Below are 13985 nucleotides of genomic sequence, written 5' to 3'. Positions count from 1 at the left end.
GCAGGCTAATGTGTCTAAAATTTAAGACATTTCATTTGCTTGCTGCCTGCCATGAACCTCATCGATATCGGCCATTCCGTGCGGGTCCGGCGCTCTGAACTGGGCTTGTCCCAAGCGCAGTTGGCGCACCTGAGCGGCCAGTCTCGTCAGACGCTGGTCGGCCTGGAGAACGGCACCTTGAGCGATCTGGGTGTCAACCGGGTGGGTCAGGTCATGACGGTGCTGGGCCTGGACAGTCCGAAGCTGGATACGCAGGCGCGGCGCAAGAAGCGCGGGCTCTGGATGGCCGCCAAGACGGCCAGTGTCAGCTATGCGCAGGAACTGGCGCCCGAGACGCTGGAGCAAGCCCTGGCGAGTGGTGAAGTGCCTGCTTCATTTGCTCCGCACTGACGCATTTGCTGGATAAGGCGCCCGTGCCTGTCGTCGTGATGGCCGTGGAGGAGGCTGCCTCGCATACACACCAGCCGCCAAAGCAGGTCTGGCGCAACGTGGCGAAGTTGGCTGGATCGTTGTCCGTGCACCGCCGGACGCTGTGGGCATGAAAGCCGGGCGTCACTGCCCGGTGGAGCCGGGGAAGGGCTGTTCCCGCGGGCGTCGGCGCTAATCGTCGATCAGCCGGTATGGCTGTTGTCTGACGCCGCGAGAGGCACACTTGCTGGAGTGGATTTGAAGCTCATATATGGGCTATGAAGTTGAATCATGGCGTTTTATGGCTCTTATATGAGACCAATTAACATGTTTGAAAAAAAGGTTCTTATAAGAGCTATTGTTGGCGATAAAACGTGATATGGTTCCATATATGGAGTCTTACGAGAATTCGCCTTCTACATTGGCAGCCAGTCTGCATTCCTTGGGGCTGCGGGTTGCCAAGTTGCGCCTGAGCAGGAACCTGACCCAGGCGCATGTGGCGCGCGAATCGGGGGCTTCCATCAGCAGCGTCAAACGTCTGGAAGCGGGTGAGAACACCTCGCTGGAGACGTTGCTGCGGGTGTTGAGCGTACTGGGGCTGGAAGGGCGATTGCTTGAATGCCTGCCAGACCCGGAAGTCCGGCCGGTCGAACGTGTTCGCCATGGCGATCGCGAACGCCGCCGTGCACGTGAGCAGAGCACAACGACGGCTAAGGCCACCGACTGGGCATGGGGTGAGGAGGACGACGCGTGACCAATGCCACCGTCCGCCTGTGGGGCAAGGAGATTGGCGCAGTGAGCTGGTTGGAAGATCGCCAACTGGCGGTGTTCCAGTACATGCCCGACTTTGCGCAAAGCCGGATCGAACTGGCGCCGTTGACGATGCCGCTGGGGCCCGACCCTTACGAATTCCCCGGCTTGCCGAGAGAGGCGTTCAAAGGCTTGCCCGGTTTGTTGGCCGACTCATTGCCGGACAAGTTCGGCAATGCCCTGATCGATGCGTGGCTGGTGACGCAGGGCAGGGCAGCCAGCAGCTTCAACCCGGTGGAACGGTTGTGCTACATCGGCACCCGAGGCATGGGGGCGTTGGAGTTCCATCCGTCTCTGGGGTCGGGGGCGCGACGGTCACGCAAGGTCGAGATCGATGCGCTCACCCGGCTGGCCAATGACGTGCTCAGCCATCGCGAACGGCTTGCCGGCGCGTTGCATGGCGAGGACGACCGGGAGGCGCTGGAAGATATCCTGCGGGTGGGGACTTCGGCGGGCGGGGCACGTGCCAAGGCGGTGCTGGCCTGGAACGAAAAGACCGGGGAATTTCGCTCGGGCCAGGTCAAGGCAGGTGAGGGCTTCACCTACTGGCTGATGAAGTTCGATGGTATCGCCGACAATCGCGACAAGGAATTGGCTGACCCGCAAGGCTTCGGACTGATCGAATACGCCTTCTATCTGTTGGCGGTCGATGCCGGCATCGACATGAGCCAGAGCCGGATCCATCGCGAAGGTGGACGCGCGCATTTCATGACGCGCAGGTTCGACCGTGATGCGGCAGGCCGTAAGCTGCATATGCAATCCCTGGCAGCCATGCGTCATTTCGACTTCAACGCGGCGGGCGCCTATTCCTATGAGCAAGCGGTGGAGACGATCCGCCGCCTCGGTCTACCTGCCTTGGACATCGAACAGCAGTTCCGGCGGGCGGTGTTGAACGTACTGATCCGCAACCAGGACGACCACGTCAAGAACATTGCGTTCCTGATGAACCGCCGCGGCGAGTGGCGACTCTCGCCAGCATTCGATGTGAGTTATGCCTACAACCCGGGAGGCAGTTGGACGCACCAGCATCAGATGAGCCTCAACGGCAAACGCGATCATTTCGAAATAGATGATCTGGTTGCGTTCGGTGCCTTCTGCGGCATGAAGCCGAAGAAGGCGCGAGACATCGTGGCCGACATCCATCAGCGTGTCGAAGACTGGATGCGCTATGCGGATCAAGCCGGTGTCCCGGAGTCTACGGCAGCCAAATTGCATCGAGGCATGCGTCGAGAAATCGCGGTGTAGCCGTTTGATGGTTGAACCAAGTTGTCTCAGGCAACCTACGCTGCGCTAAGATGCAAATCGATTGACTATGAGCCCGAAAGAATCGACGCCTCGCAAAAGAGCTCCATCACCCGCACCAGCATTAAGCGCGTGATTTTGACGGTAGATGGCGACGGTATGGCTTGTGTTGATCAGAAAAATCCCTTAAATCATAGGGACTTATGAGGCCCGTTGATGACAGAGTGGGAGTGAGCCGCACCACTCCGGCCGGCGTCACACCGGCCGCGAGGCCGGGTCCTGGTTGGAGATCGGTGCCGAGCGATAGGTGACGTAGAGCGCGCCGCCGGTGAACACCAGCGCGCCCACCAGATTGCCGAGCGTCACCGGGATCTCGTTCCACAGCCACCAGTCGGCGAAGCTCACCGGCGCACCGAGCATCATCCCGGCCGGGATGGCGAACATGTTGACCACGCTGTGCTCGTAGCCTTGGGTCACGAAGATCATGATCGGCAGCCAGCAGCCGACCACCTTGCCGATCGTCGAGGTCGAGGCCAGTCCCACCACCGAGCCGAGGCTGACCATCCAGTTGCACAGGATCGCCTTGACGAACACCGTCAGCAGTCCGGCCCCGCCGAACGCCGCGTAGGCCGTGGTCTTCTTGACCGCGAGCCCGCGCAGCGCATCAGCCAGCGGACCGCCCGCGACATGACCGCAATCGGTGATCGCGATCCAGAACAGCGCGGCATAGACCAGGCTGCCGGCGAGATTGCCGATGAACACCAGCACCCAGTTCCGCCACACCGCCCGCCAGGTGATGCGGCGATCGAATGCCGCCAGCGGCATCATGCCGAAATTGCCGGTCAGCAGTTCCATCCCCAGTAGCACGATCAGCGCGAACCCGGCCGGGAACAGCACCGCGCCATAGAAGAACTGCCCGGTCTGTGCGCCGATCAGGAACGCCATCGTGGTCACGAACGCCAGATAGGCCCCGGCCAGCGCGCCGCGGATCAGCACGTCGCGCGCCGGCAGCGCCGCCTTGAGCACCGCGGCATCGATCATGTTCTGGATGATGACGGAAGGTTTGACGTAGTCGGCCATGCAGCGCGATCTCCCGGCCGACCGCTTTTTTCGTGACGGTTCGGCTCCGAGCGCGACTATGCGCAACAGGGGCCGAACAGCACAGGTCACAAAACGTAACGTTGCCACCTCAGTCCCGATAGGCCGGGCGATACGCGCTGTCGCGGATGTGCCTCGCGACATCGTCCGGCTTCGGCAGCCGCGCCAGCCCCTGATCGAAGATGTCTTCCGCGACCTTGATCGCCGCCACGGTGGAGGCTTCGAGGATGTCCGACTGCGGCGGGTAGATCAGTCCCTTTTCGAGACTCGCCGCGTCGACCTGCTCGGCGATCGCACGGGCGGCGGTGATGAACATGTCGTCGGTCACCCGTTTCGCCTGCGTCGCATAGATCGCCATGCCCATCGCCGGGAAGATGTAGACGTTGTTGCCTTGCCCGGGCACGAAGGTGCGGCCCTCGTACTCCACCGGATCGAAGGGGCTGCCGGAGGCGAACACCGCCTGTCCCTTCGACCAGCGATAGGCCTCCTCGGCCGTGCACTCCGACCGCGAGGTCGGGTTCGAGTAGGGAAAGATGATCGGCCGCTCGTTGATCTCGCTCATCGCCTCGATGACCTGCTGGCTGAACAGCTTCGGCACCGTCGACACACCGACGATCGCCGTCGGCCGGAACGCGCGGATCGCATCGACGAACGTCTCGACCGGCGCATGATCGACCGCGAACGGTTTCTGGAAATCCGCGAGATCCTCACGATCCTTCGTCAGCAGCCCGTTGACGTCGAACAGGATGTTGCGCACCCGTGCCTCCTCGATCGACAGCCCCTCTTTGGTCATCGCCTGCGCGATCAGCCCGGCGATGCCGGTCGAGGCGGAGCCGGCGCCGAGGAACAGCACCTTCTGCTCCGGCAGCTTGCCACCGGTGATGTGCAGGGCGGCATAGATGCCGGCGAGGGCCACCGCCGCGGTGCCCTGGATGTCGTCGTTATAGGTGCAGATCCGGTCACGATACTTCGCCAGGATCGGCACCGCGTTGAAATTGGCGAAATCCTCCCACTGCATGCAGGCCAGCGGAAAGCGCTCGAGCGTGGCAGTGACGAATTCCTCGATGAAGTCGTGATAATCCTCGCCGCGCACCCGCTCGTGACGCTCGCCGAGATAGAGCGGGTCGTCGAGATAGGTCGGGTTGTTGGTGCCGACATCGAGCGTGATCGGCAGGCACAGTTCCGGCGGCACGCCGGCGCAGGCGGTATAGAGCGCAAGCTTGCCGATCGGGATGCCCATGCCGTTCACGCCGAGATCGCCCAGGCCCAGGATGCGCTCGCCATCGGTGACCACGATGAAGCGCACATCATCGACCGGCCAGTTGCCGATCAGCTCGCGCAGCCGCCCCTTCGCCGAATAGGGCAGATACAGGCCACGCGCGGCGCGGAAGATGTGGTCGAACTTCTGGCACGCCTCGCCGACCGTCGGCGTGTAGACCAGCGGCATGAAATGCGCCGGATCGGACATGATGGTCGCATAGTACAGCGTCTCGTTGCGCGCCTGCAGATCCGACAGCAGCAGATATTTGTTGATATCCTCATGCAGGTTCGACAGCTCGCCGTGAATGCGCGCCACCTGGCTGGACAAGGTGGTGGAATGCGGCGGCAGCAGACCCTCGATGCCGAGGCTGCGGCGCTGGTCGGCACCGAACGCGGTGCCGCGGTTGCGCCGCGGGTCGCGCAGCAATCTGTATCCGGTCTCCGACATGCTCTGTCTCCTGTCTGTGACGGTGTGACAGATACGTCCGGGCGGGCTAAAAGTTAAGAAACCTACCTAATCACATCGCTGCGATTGCCGCTCCCGTCCAGCATCATCGCCCGCCGCCAGTGCCCCCAGCGGTAATAGGCCGCACTCATCAGCAGCGACGCCGTCGAGCCGAGGGGAAAGCTCCAGAAGATCGCATCCGACCCGTAGACCTGCATGCCGTACCAGGCCGCCGGAATCCGGAACACCCACAGCGTGACGAACAGGATCGCCAGCGGCGCCATCACCGCGCCGGCCGCGCGCACCGTCGACCCCAGCACCAGAGCGGCGCCGAAGATGATGAATGACCACGACACCAGCTTGTGGATATGGATCGCATCGGCGATCGCCGCGTCGTCATGGCCCAGGAACACCGAGAACGCCGCCCGGTCGGCCAGCGTCACCGCGCCGACCAGGCAGGCGGTCAGCGCCACATTGGCCGCCAGCCCGACGCGGGTGATGCGGCCGACCCGGTCCCACCGTCCCGCGCCGATGTTCTGCGCGGCCATCGCCGAGACCGCCATGCCGACCGCGAAGGCCGGCATCTGCACATAGTTCCAGAGCTGGAAACACGCCCCGTAGGCGGCCACCATCGCGCTGCCGTAGCGGTCGACGAACGACACCAGCACGATCATCGACGCCGCCATCACGATCATCTGCAACCCCATCGGCAGCCCCTTGGCCACCAGCACGCGCAGCAGATGCGGATCGGGAACCAGCAGCCGCAGCTCGCCGCCCCGCAGGCGCAACGGGCTGCGCCGCCAGTAGAGCCACGCCACCAGACCCGTCAGCGCTGCCGCGTTCGCCACCAGCGTCGCCCAGGCCGAGCCGGCGATCCCCGGCCAGCCCAGCCGCCCGGCGAGATGGATCAGCACCGGATTGAGCCCCGCATCGAGCACCGCCAGCACGAACATGAACCAGAACGGCGTGCGCGCATCGCCCGCACCGCGCAGCAGCATCATCAGCGCCGTCAGCCCGGTCATCGCCGGCAGGGCGAGGAACATCGGTGCGAGATAGGCGCTCGCCAGCCCCATCACCTGATCGGGCGTGTGCATCCATCCCAGCACCGTGCGGTCGGCCAGCATGCCGACCACCGCCGCCAGCACGCCGGCGACGACGAAACTGCTCATCGACGTGCCCACCACGCGCTTCACCCGCGCCCCGTCACCCGCGCCGATCGACTGGCCGACCATGATGCTCGCCGCCATCCCCAGGCCGAAGCTGAGGCTGAGCAAGAAGAACAGCAGCGACGCCACGTTCGCCGACGCCGCCAGCGCCTGTCGTCCCAGCAGCCGCCCGATCCAGATCGTGTTGATCGTCGCCGCCGCCGATTGCAGCAGGTTCGCGGCCATGATCGGCAGCGCGAAGCGCAGCAGCGTGCCGGGGATCGGCCCATGGGTGGCGAAGGCGGCGGGGGCGTGCGCGCCCGCCGCCCTCGGCTTCGGTTCGATGGTTTCGGACACGGCCCTCTCGCAGTCTGCGTCGCGGCCCTTCCACGTGGCGGCGATGCGCCAAGTATGTCATGCGGGCTCCTGCAAGTCGCCCCGTCACGGCCGGTGCGACCGCGCGCCCCGTGCCGCGTTGCATCCGGTGGTCAATCTCCGAGGAACCAGCCGATGCCGTCCGCAACCATTGCCGACCTGCTCGTCGATACGCTCGAAGCCGCCGGGGTCGCCCGCATCTATGGCGTCGCCGGAGACAGCCTCAACGCCATCACCGAGAGCATCCGCCGGCGCGACACCATCGACTGGGTGCATGTCCGCCACGAGGAGGTCGCCGCCTTCGCTGCCGGCGCAGAGGCGCATCTGACCGGTGGGCTGGCGGTCTGCGCGGGGTCCTGCGGCCCCGGCAACCTGCATCTCATCAACGGCCTGTTCGACGCCATGCGCTCCCGCGTGCCGGTGGTCGCGATCGCAGCACAGATCCCGAGTGCGGAGATCGGGCGGTCCTACTTCCAGGAAACCGACCCCACCCGGCTGTTCCGAGACTGCAGCGTCTATTGCGAGCTCGTCAGCAGCCCGAAGCAGCTTCCGGGCGTGTTCGAGAGCGCGGTGCGTGCGGCGATCGGCGAACGTGGTGTCGCGGTCATCGTGCTGCCCGGCGATGTCGCGCTCGAATCCGCCGCCGGCCTGCCGAAGCTGTCCGCCGCCCTCGTCCCGGCCCGGCCGGTCACGGCGCCCAACCCCGCCGAAATCGCCGACCTGGCCACGATGCTCGATGCCAGCACGAGGATCACCCTGCTGTGCGGGCGTGGCTGCTGGGGCGCGCATGACAGGGTCGTGGCGCTGGCCGATCGCCTCAAGGCGCCGATCGTGCACGCTCTCGGCGGCAAGGAAGGCATCGAATGGGACAATCCGTTCGATGTCGGCATGACCGGTCTGATCGGCTTCTCGTCGGGCTATCACGCGATGAAGGAGACCGAACTGCTGCTGATGCTGGGCACCGATTTTCCCTACCGGCAGTTCTATCCCACCGAGGCGAGGATCGCGCAGATCGACCTCCGCCCCGCCCATCTCGGCCGCCGCACGCCGATCGATCTCGGCATCACCGCCGATGTCGCCGCCAGCATCGACGCCCTGCTGGAACTGGTCGCGCCCAAGCCCGACCGCGCCTGGCTCGACCTCTGCCTCGAACACTACGCCGATGCCCGTCAGGGCCTCGACGAACTCGCCGCCGGCACCAACTCCAAGCCCCCGATCCACCCCCAGCACCTCGCCCGCCTGCTCAGCGAGCACGCCAGCGACGATGCGGTGTTCACCTTCGATGTCGGCACCCCCACCGTCTGGGCGGCGCGCTATCTGCGGATGAACGGCCGCCGCCGCCTGATCGGCTCGCTCAACCACGGCTCGATGGCCAACGCGCTGGCCCAGGCCATCGGCGCCCAGGCCGCCTATCCGCAGCGCCAGATCATCGCCTTCTGCGGCGATGGCGGGTTCAGCATGCTGATGGGCGACCTGCTCACGCTCAAGCAGCACCGTCTGCCCGTGAAGGTCGTCATCCTCGACAACCACACGCTCGGCTTCGTCGAGATGGAGATGAAGGCCGCCGGCTTCCTCGACACCGCCGTGGCACTCACCGACACCGATTACGCGGCGATGGCCCGCGGCGCCGGCATCCAGGGCTGGCGCGTCACCGAGCCCGCCGACCTCGAACCCACGCTCACGACCTTCCTCGCCCATCCCGGACCCGCGGTCCTCGACGTGGTCACGGCCCGTCAGGAACTGGCCCTGCCGCCGAAATTCGAGGCCGAACAGATCAAGGGCTTCAGCCTGTATCTGGCCCGCGCGGTGCTCGACGGACGCGGCTCCTCGGTGATCGACCTGGCCAGGACCAATCTGCGCCGGAGATAGACGCAGGACGCCGCCCTGCACCCGCCGGGGCCTCAGGCCCCGGACCCCATGCACCTTGAGTGCGGCTATAATGCCCGCGATTGTCTTTCCACCCACGTCGATTTCATCTCTGCCCACCTTTTTGCGTGTACACCCCGTGTACACGGCTCACCCCGGCGCCCCGTAGCGCTCCTCCGCCCACGGGTCGCCGCGCATGTGATAGCCACGCTCCTCCCAGAATCCCGGCTCGTCGGCGGCGAGGAATTCGATGCCGCGCAGCCATTTCGCACTCTTCCAGAAATAGAGGTGCGGCAGCACCAGGCGGACGGGGCCGCCATGAGGGGTGGTCAGCGGCGCGCCCTGCCAGGAATGGGCCAGCAGCGCATCCGGATGGGCGAAATCGGTGAGCGGCAGGTTGGTGGTGTAGCCGTCAGAACCGTACAGGAGCACCGCGCGCGCCTGCTCGAGCGGCTGCACGCGGTCGAGCAGGCTGTGTGTGGTAATGCCGGTGAAACGATTGTCGAAGCGGGACCAGCTGGTGACGCAATGGATGTCGCAGGTGGTGTCGACCTGCTCGATCTCCATCAACGCGGTCCAGTCCAGCACCTGCGGCCTGGCGACCAGTCCTTCGATCGCCAGTCGCCAGTCCTGCCGGGCGATTTCGGGCTGTTCGCCGAGATCGAGCACCGGCCAGTCGCGCACTTCGTGCTGTCCCGGCGGCAATCGCGCGCGGGCGGCACCTTTGGGTTGCCGCTGCACCTGCGCCCACTGCGTCTTCAGCCGCGTCAGCCTGCTGTCCGGCGGGATCCCCATGGCCTGCCCCCCAACCCGTCGGATGAAAGAAGATCCCTACCGCCTCACAAATGTCCAGTATCGCGGGGTGCGCCCCGCCACGATCGCCTTCGCCTCGTACCGCGTCCCCGGCCACCCTTCGGGCCTCTGGTCCGCCGCGGGCAGCACCTCGAACAGGTCCTGAGCGCCGAACACCTCGTCCACCCATGCCTGATAGGTCGGGTCGTCGGAGGCGATGCGCCATTCGGCGCCGGGCCTGAGCGCGCGCGCCGCGAGCTTGAGGTTGTCGGGATGCACGAACCGCCGCTTGGCGTGTCGCGCCTTCGGCCACGGATCGGGAAACATCAGATACAGCCGGTCCACGGAGCCTTCCGGCAGCCCGCGCAGCAGGGCGCGGCCGTCGGCGTCCCACAGGCGCAGCCGGGGCGGGGCGGGGGCGGTGTCCTCGGCGCCGTCGGGAACCAGGCGCGACAGCAGCGAGCAGAGCGTGTTCTCGAACACCTCGCAGGCGATCAGCCCGACCTGCGGGTTCCGGGCGACCAGGGCCTCGGCATGCTCGCCGCCGCCGAAGCCGATCTCGACCCACAGCGCGTCCGCCTGCTCGAACGCGTCGAGCGGGCGGGCGGCATGGGTGGCGAGGTCGAAACGCAGCCTCGGCAGGGCGAGATCGAGCAGGCGGCGCTGGCGCGGCCTCAGGGTGGGGCCGCGCTGGCGTCCGTAGAGACGGTCGGGGTTGGGCTTGACGTCGACCAGCGGCTCAGCGCGCGAACGCGCCTCGCAGATCGTCCACCAGGTCGGTCTTCTCCCAGGTGAAGCTGTCGGTGGCCGGGTCCGGCGTGCGGCCGAAATGGCCGTAGGCGGCGGTCTGCGCGTAGATCGGGCGGTTCAGGCGCAGATGCTCGCGGATGCCGCGCGGCGAGAGGTTGACCAGCTCGCGCAGCACGCGCTCCAGCTTGGTCTCGTCGACGTCGTGGCCGGTGCCGTGCAGGTCGACATAGACCGAGAGCGGCTTCGACACCCCGATCGCGTAGCTGATCTGCAGCGTGCAGCGGTCGGCGAGGCCGGCGGCGACGACGTTCTTGGCCAGGTAGCGGCAGGCATAGGCGGCCGAGCGGTCCACCTTGGTGGGGTCCTTGCCGGAGAACGCGCCACCGCCATGCGGGGCGGCGCCGCCATAGGTGTCGACGATGATCTTGCGGCCCGTCAGGCCGCAATCGCCGTCGGGGCCGCCGATGACGAACTTGCCGGTCGGGTTGACGTAGAGCTCGTCCGCCGGGACCTCCCAGCCGTCGGGCAGCACCTCGGTGAGCACGGGGGCGAGGATCTCGCGGATGCGCTCCTGGCTCGTGGCCTCGTCGTGCTGGGTGGAGAGCACCACGGAGGTGACGCCGACGGGCTTGCCGTTCACGTAGCGCAGGGTGACCTGGCTTTTCGCGTCCGGCTGCAGGCCCGACGAGCCGTTGGCCGCGTGGCGGATCTCGGCCAGGCGACGCAGGATCGCGTGGCTGTAATGGATCGGCGCCGGCATCAGGCTGTCGGTCTCGCGGGTGGCGTAGCCGAACATGATGCCCTGGTCGCCGGCACCCTCGTCCTTGTTGCCGGCGGCATCCACGCCGACCGCAATGTCGGCGGACTGGGCGTGCAGGTAGTAGCTCACGTCGGCATGGCGCCAGGAGAAGCCCTCCTGGTCGTAGCCGATGTCGCGCACCGCCTCGCGGGTGCGCTCGATCAGCAGGTCGCGGGTGACGGAAGCCGGTCCGCGGACCTCGCCGGCCAGCACGATGCGGTTGGTGGTGACCAGCGTCTCGCAGGCGACGCGCGACTGCGGATCGGCCTCGAGGAAGGCGTCCAGCACGGTGTCGCTGATGCGGTCGGCGACCTTGTCGGGATGGCCCTCCGACACGGATTCGGAGGTGAACAGATAGTCGCCGGTGTCACGCATCGCGCGGCATTCCCCTTCGCGGAGCCGGGTCTGATGCCGGTCCCGCTCGATTCTGATGAAGTGATGTCCGGCCTAGACCAGGACTCTCGCCCGTCCGGTCATCCGGTGAGCGGCGGGTTAAGTGCGTTAAATTGCCCGAGGGGTCAAGAAGAGCGCGAAATTTGTCATACTCCGGCGCCGCGCCGTGGAAGCACCGCCGATGCCGCCCGTCCGAGCAGCACCGTGCCGATCACCGAGGCCAGCAGCGTCGCCCAGGCCGCGCCGATCCCGCCATAACCAGGCAGCAGCACGCCGAGCCCGGCCAGCAGCACCACCGCCGCGATGCAGCGCGCCACCAGCGCGCGCCCGGCATGGCCGAGCGCGAGCAGGGCGGGCTCGAAGCCGATCCCGGCCAGCTCGACCGCGGCGGCGATGCTGAGCAGCCGCAGCAGCGGATAGGCGTCGGCGTGCCCCGGCCCGGCGAGCAGGTCCAGCGCGCGGCGCCCGATGACGAGCACCAGCGTCAGGCCCAGGGCGGCCGCCACTGCGAGGCGCGTGATGTGGGCGAACAGCCGCCGCGCATCGATGCCCGCGCCGCCGGCATCGCCATGGGTGCGGGCGAATTCGGCGAAGATCGCGCGCGAGGCCATGTCCGACACGCGGATGATTGACTGGCTGAGCTGCACCGCCAGACGGTAATTGCCTGCCGCCACAGGTCCCGTCGCCAGCCCCACCAGCACCACCGCCACCTGCCGGCTCGCCGCCTCCAGGGTGAGTACCAGATTGGTGGTCCAGGAGAAGCGCCACAGGCCGGGAGCGTCGCGTGGCGCGCGTGAGGCGCCGCGCAGGATGGGCAGGCGCAGCCGCGGGGCGGTGAGCCTGCGCACGGCGATCCAGTAGCTGGCGGCGGTGACGATCTCGGCCATCCCCCAGGCGAGGAGGAAACCGCCCACCGAGGGCCGGGTCGCCACCACCACCAGCGCGCCGGCGAAACGCATCAGCGGTGTGGTCGCATCGGCCATCGCGCCGAGGTCGAACCGGTCGAACAGCCGCAGCACGCCCACCGCCGTCGAGCGCACCGACAGCAGCGACACCGCACAGAACGCGACCGCCGCCCTCGACAGCCCTGCCGACCACCCCAGATGCGGCGCGAGCAGCACCACCGCCCCCCAGGACAGCCCGCAGCCGAGCGCCGCGGTGAGCAGGTCGAGGGCGAGGCAGAACGCGATCAGCCGGCCGAGGCGCGCATCGTCCCCCGCCCGCAGCGGCGCCATCCCGTATCGCACCACGATCTGCCAGGTCTGGAAGCTGACGAAGGCGACCAGCGCCTGCGCGGTGCCGACGATCAGGCTGAACTGGCCGAACCCCGCCGGCCCCAGCGTGCGCGCCGTCAGCCCCAGATAAACGAGGCTCAGCACCGCGCCGACGCCCTTGCCGCCGAGCAGCCAGCCCAGGTTGCCGAGGATCGACGCGAGCCCGCGTGTTTCGGGACCGGCCAAAGTCGACTAGAAGCGTGGGGTGACGGACATCGGGCTGCTTTATATCGCCGAGGCCTATCAGTGCTACCACGGGGCGCTGATCGGCCTGGAACTGGCCCGGCGTCCCGGCGTGCGTGTGGTGACGTATTACAACGATCCGGCCGCACCGGCCGCCCTCGAACGCATCCGCCTCGCCTTCGGCGCGCCGCCGATGACCTATCGTCGCCTGGAGCGCTCGCCGCTCAACCGCGCGCTGCAGGGCCTGCGGGTGCTGGGCATGATCAAGACGCTGACGCTGTGGGAGAACCGTGCCGCACTCGACCGTCTCGATGCGATCGTCGCCGTCGAGGACACCGTCTCGCTGGCGCGCCGGGTCGGCATCCGCCGGCCCCGGCTGATCTATTATCCGCACGGCTTCGGCGACCGGGCGCGCGGGTTCGCGCGCATGGTGTCGGTGTTCGACCAGGTGCTGGTGCCAGGGCGCAAGACCGAGCGGCGCATGGTGGACGAGAAACTCGTCGCGCCGTCGCGTATCGACGTGGTCGGCCCGGTGAAGATCGAGACCTGCGAGCGTCTGCGGCAGGTGGGTGGACCTTTGTTCACGTTGCCCGGGCCGGTGGTGCTGTACAACGCCCACAAGGCGCCGGGGCTGAGCTCGTGGCCGCGATTCATCGAACCGATACTGTCGAGGTTCGCCGCACAGGATGAGATGAACCTGATCGTTGCCCCACACATCAAGATGTTCCGCCGCCGACGCGCGGCGGTGCGGGCGCGCTGGGAGCGGCGCAGCGGCGGCCGTGTTCTGGTCGATGTCAGCTCCGAGCGTCTGCTCGACATGAGCTACACCAGTGCGGCCGACATCTATGTCGGCGACGTCAGCAGCCAGGTCTACGAGTTCCTGCTGCGTCCGCGTCCGTGCGTGTTCCTCAACGCCGCGCGCCACGACTGGCGCTCGGACCCGAATTTCGCCCACTGGCATCTCGGCGACGTGGTCGAGGAGCCGGACCTGCTCTGGCAGGCGATCCGCGACGCGCCGGCCCGGCATGCGCTGTATCGCGAGCGCCAGCAGGCTGTCGCCCAGGCCTCGCTCGGCACGCTTTCGCCCAGCCCCGCGGTTCGCGCCGCCGACGCGATCCTGCGCGATCTCGGGGCCGGATGAGCGC

12 protein-coding genes are annotated in these 13985 nt (G+C 67.0%); 5 read left to right on the top strand and 7 right to left on the bottom strand.

What is annotated here, in order from left to right; genetic code table 11:
- Nucleotides 1–51 precede the first annotated feature (51 nt).
- The 3 genes from FHR90_RS13720 to FHR90_RS13710 all read left to right on the top strand — a co-directional run bounded on the left by FHR90_RS13720 (nt 52) and on the right by FHR90_RS13710 (nt 2463).
- The gene (locus FHR90_RS13720) at nt 52–390 is read left to right on the top strand and encodes a helix-turn-helix domain-containing protein (RefSeq protein WP_218061900.1); all 339 of its coding nucleotides are present in this window, start codon (nt 52–54) and stop codon (nt 388–390) included.
- A 409-nt stretch (nt 391–799) separates the two neighbouring features.
- On the top strand, nt 800–1162 hold the full coding sequence (locus FHR90_RS13715; RefSeq protein WP_176621858.1) for a helix-turn-helix domain-containing protein: 363 nt from the start codon (nt 800–802) through the stop codon (nt 1160–1162).
- Nucleotides 1159–2463, top strand: a complete 1305-nt coding sequence (locus FHR90_RS13710; RefSeq protein WP_176621859.1) for a type II toxin-antitoxin system HipA family toxin — start codon at nt 1159–1161, stop codon at nt 2461–2463. Before FHR90_RS13715 ends, FHR90_RS13710 begins: the two co-directional genes overlap by 4 nt.
- A gap of 252 nt (nt 2464–2715) precedes the next feature.
- Here the strand turns inward: FHR90_RS13710 and FHR90_RS13705 are convergent, their stop codons facing one another.
- The 3 genes from FHR90_RS13705 to FHR90_RS13695 form a co-directional block, all read right to left on the bottom strand.
- Nucleotides 2716–3540, bottom strand: a complete 825-nt coding sequence (locus FHR90_RS13705; RefSeq protein WP_176621860.1) for a formate/nitrite transporter family protein — start codon at nt 3538–3540, stop codon at nt 2716–2718.
- Nucleotides 3541–3649: 109 nt separating this feature from the next.
- Entirely contained in the window at nt 3650–5299 is a 1650-nt protein-coding gene (locus FHR90_RS13700) for an NAD-dependent malic enzyme (protein ID WP_266152823.1), read from the bottom strand.
- Between the two features lie 29 nt (nt 5300–5328).
- Nucleotides 5329–6765: an MATE family efflux transporter gene (locus FHR90_RS13695; protein ID WP_176621862.1), complete on the bottom strand. Its 1437-nt coding sequence runs from the start codon at nt 6763–6765 to the stop codon at nt 5329–5331.
- Between the two features lie 153 nt (nt 6766–6918).
- Here FHR90_RS13695 and poxB point away from each other — a divergent pair, with 153 nt between their 5' ends.
- Entirely contained in the window at nt 6919–8652 is a 1734-nt protein-coding gene (poxB, locus tag FHR90_RS13690) for a ubiquinone-dependent pyruvate dehydrogenase (RefSeq protein WP_176621863.1), read from the top strand.
- A 147-nt stretch (nt 8653–8799) separates the two neighbouring features.
- Here poxB and FHR90_RS13685 read toward each other — a convergent pair whose 3' ends face one another.
- The 4 genes from FHR90_RS13685 to FHR90_RS13670 all read right to left on the bottom strand — a co-directional run bounded on the left by FHR90_RS13685 (nt 8800) and on the right by FHR90_RS13670 (nt 12843).
- Nucleotides 8800–9444 (bottom strand): sulfite oxidase-like oxidoreductase, encoded by a 645-nt coding sequence (locus tag FHR90_RS13685; RefSeq protein WP_176621864.1) that lies wholly within the window; start codon nt 9442–9444, stop codon nt 8800–8802.
- A 36-nt stretch (nt 9445–9480) separates the two neighbouring features.
- Nucleotides 9481–10206, bottom strand: coding sequence for a class I SAM-dependent methyltransferase (gene trmB, locus FHR90_RS13680; protein WP_183275413.1), 726 nt, complete (start codon nt 10204–10206; stop codon nt 9481–9483).
- Nucleotides 10181–11365, bottom strand: a complete 1185-nt coding sequence (gene metK / locus FHR90_RS13675; RefSeq protein ID WP_176626283.1) for a methionine adenosyltransferase — start codon at nt 11363–11365, stop codon at nt 10181–10183. The genes trmB and metK overlap by 26 nt, the downstream gene beginning before the upstream one ends.
- A 164-nt stretch (nt 11366–11529) precedes the next feature.
- Nucleotides 11530–12843, bottom strand: coding sequence for a lipopolysaccharide biosynthesis protein (locus FHR90_RS13670; RefSeq protein WP_221188281.1), 1314 nt, complete (start codon nt 12841–12843; stop codon nt 11530–11532).
- A 19-nt stretch (nt 12844–12862) separates the two neighbouring features.
- Between FHR90_RS13670 and FHR90_RS13665 the strand changes: the two genes are divergently transcribed.
- On the top strand, nt 12863–13981 hold the full coding sequence (locus FHR90_RS13665; RefSeq protein WP_176626080.1) for a hypothetical protein: 1119 nt from the start codon (nt 12863–12865) through the stop codon (nt 13979–13981).
- The last annotated feature ends 4 nt before the right edge of the window (nt 13982–13985 follow it).

The organism is Endobacter medicaginis, from assembly GCF_014192375.1.
Taxonomy (GTDB): Bacteria; Pseudomonadota; Alphaproteobacteria; order Acetobacterales; family Acetobacteraceae; genus Endobacter; species Endobacter medicaginis.
Note: the sequence above shows the minus strand (reverse complement) of the source record. Positions and strands in the feature narration are given on the sequence as shown.

Excerpts from the sequence above, each read along its gene's own strand:
- FHR90_RS13720 (WP_218061900.1), top strand. The coding sequence starts at position 52 with ATGAACCTCATCGATATCGGCCATTCCGTGCGGGTCCGGCGCTCTGAA.
- FHR90_RS13715 (WP_176621858.1), top strand. The coding sequence starts at position 800 with ATGGAGTCTTACGAGAATTCGCCTTCTACATTGGCAGCCAGTCTGCAT.
- FHR90_RS13705 (WP_176621860.1), bottom strand. The coding sequence starts at position 3,540 with ATGGCCGACTACGTCAAACCTTCCGTCATCATCCAGAACATGATCGAT.
- poxB (WP_176621863.1), top strand. The coding sequence starts at position 6,919 with ATGCCGTCCGCAACCATTGCCGACCTGCTCGTCGATACGCTCGAAGCC.
- FHR90_RS13685 (WP_176621864.1), bottom strand. The coding sequence starts at position 9,444 with ATGGGGATCCCGCCGGACAGCAGGCTGACGCGGCTGAAGACGCAGTGG.
- metK (WP_176626283.1), bottom strand. The coding sequence starts at position 11,365 with ATGCGTGACACCGGCGACTATCTGTTCACCTCCGAATCCGTGTCGGAG.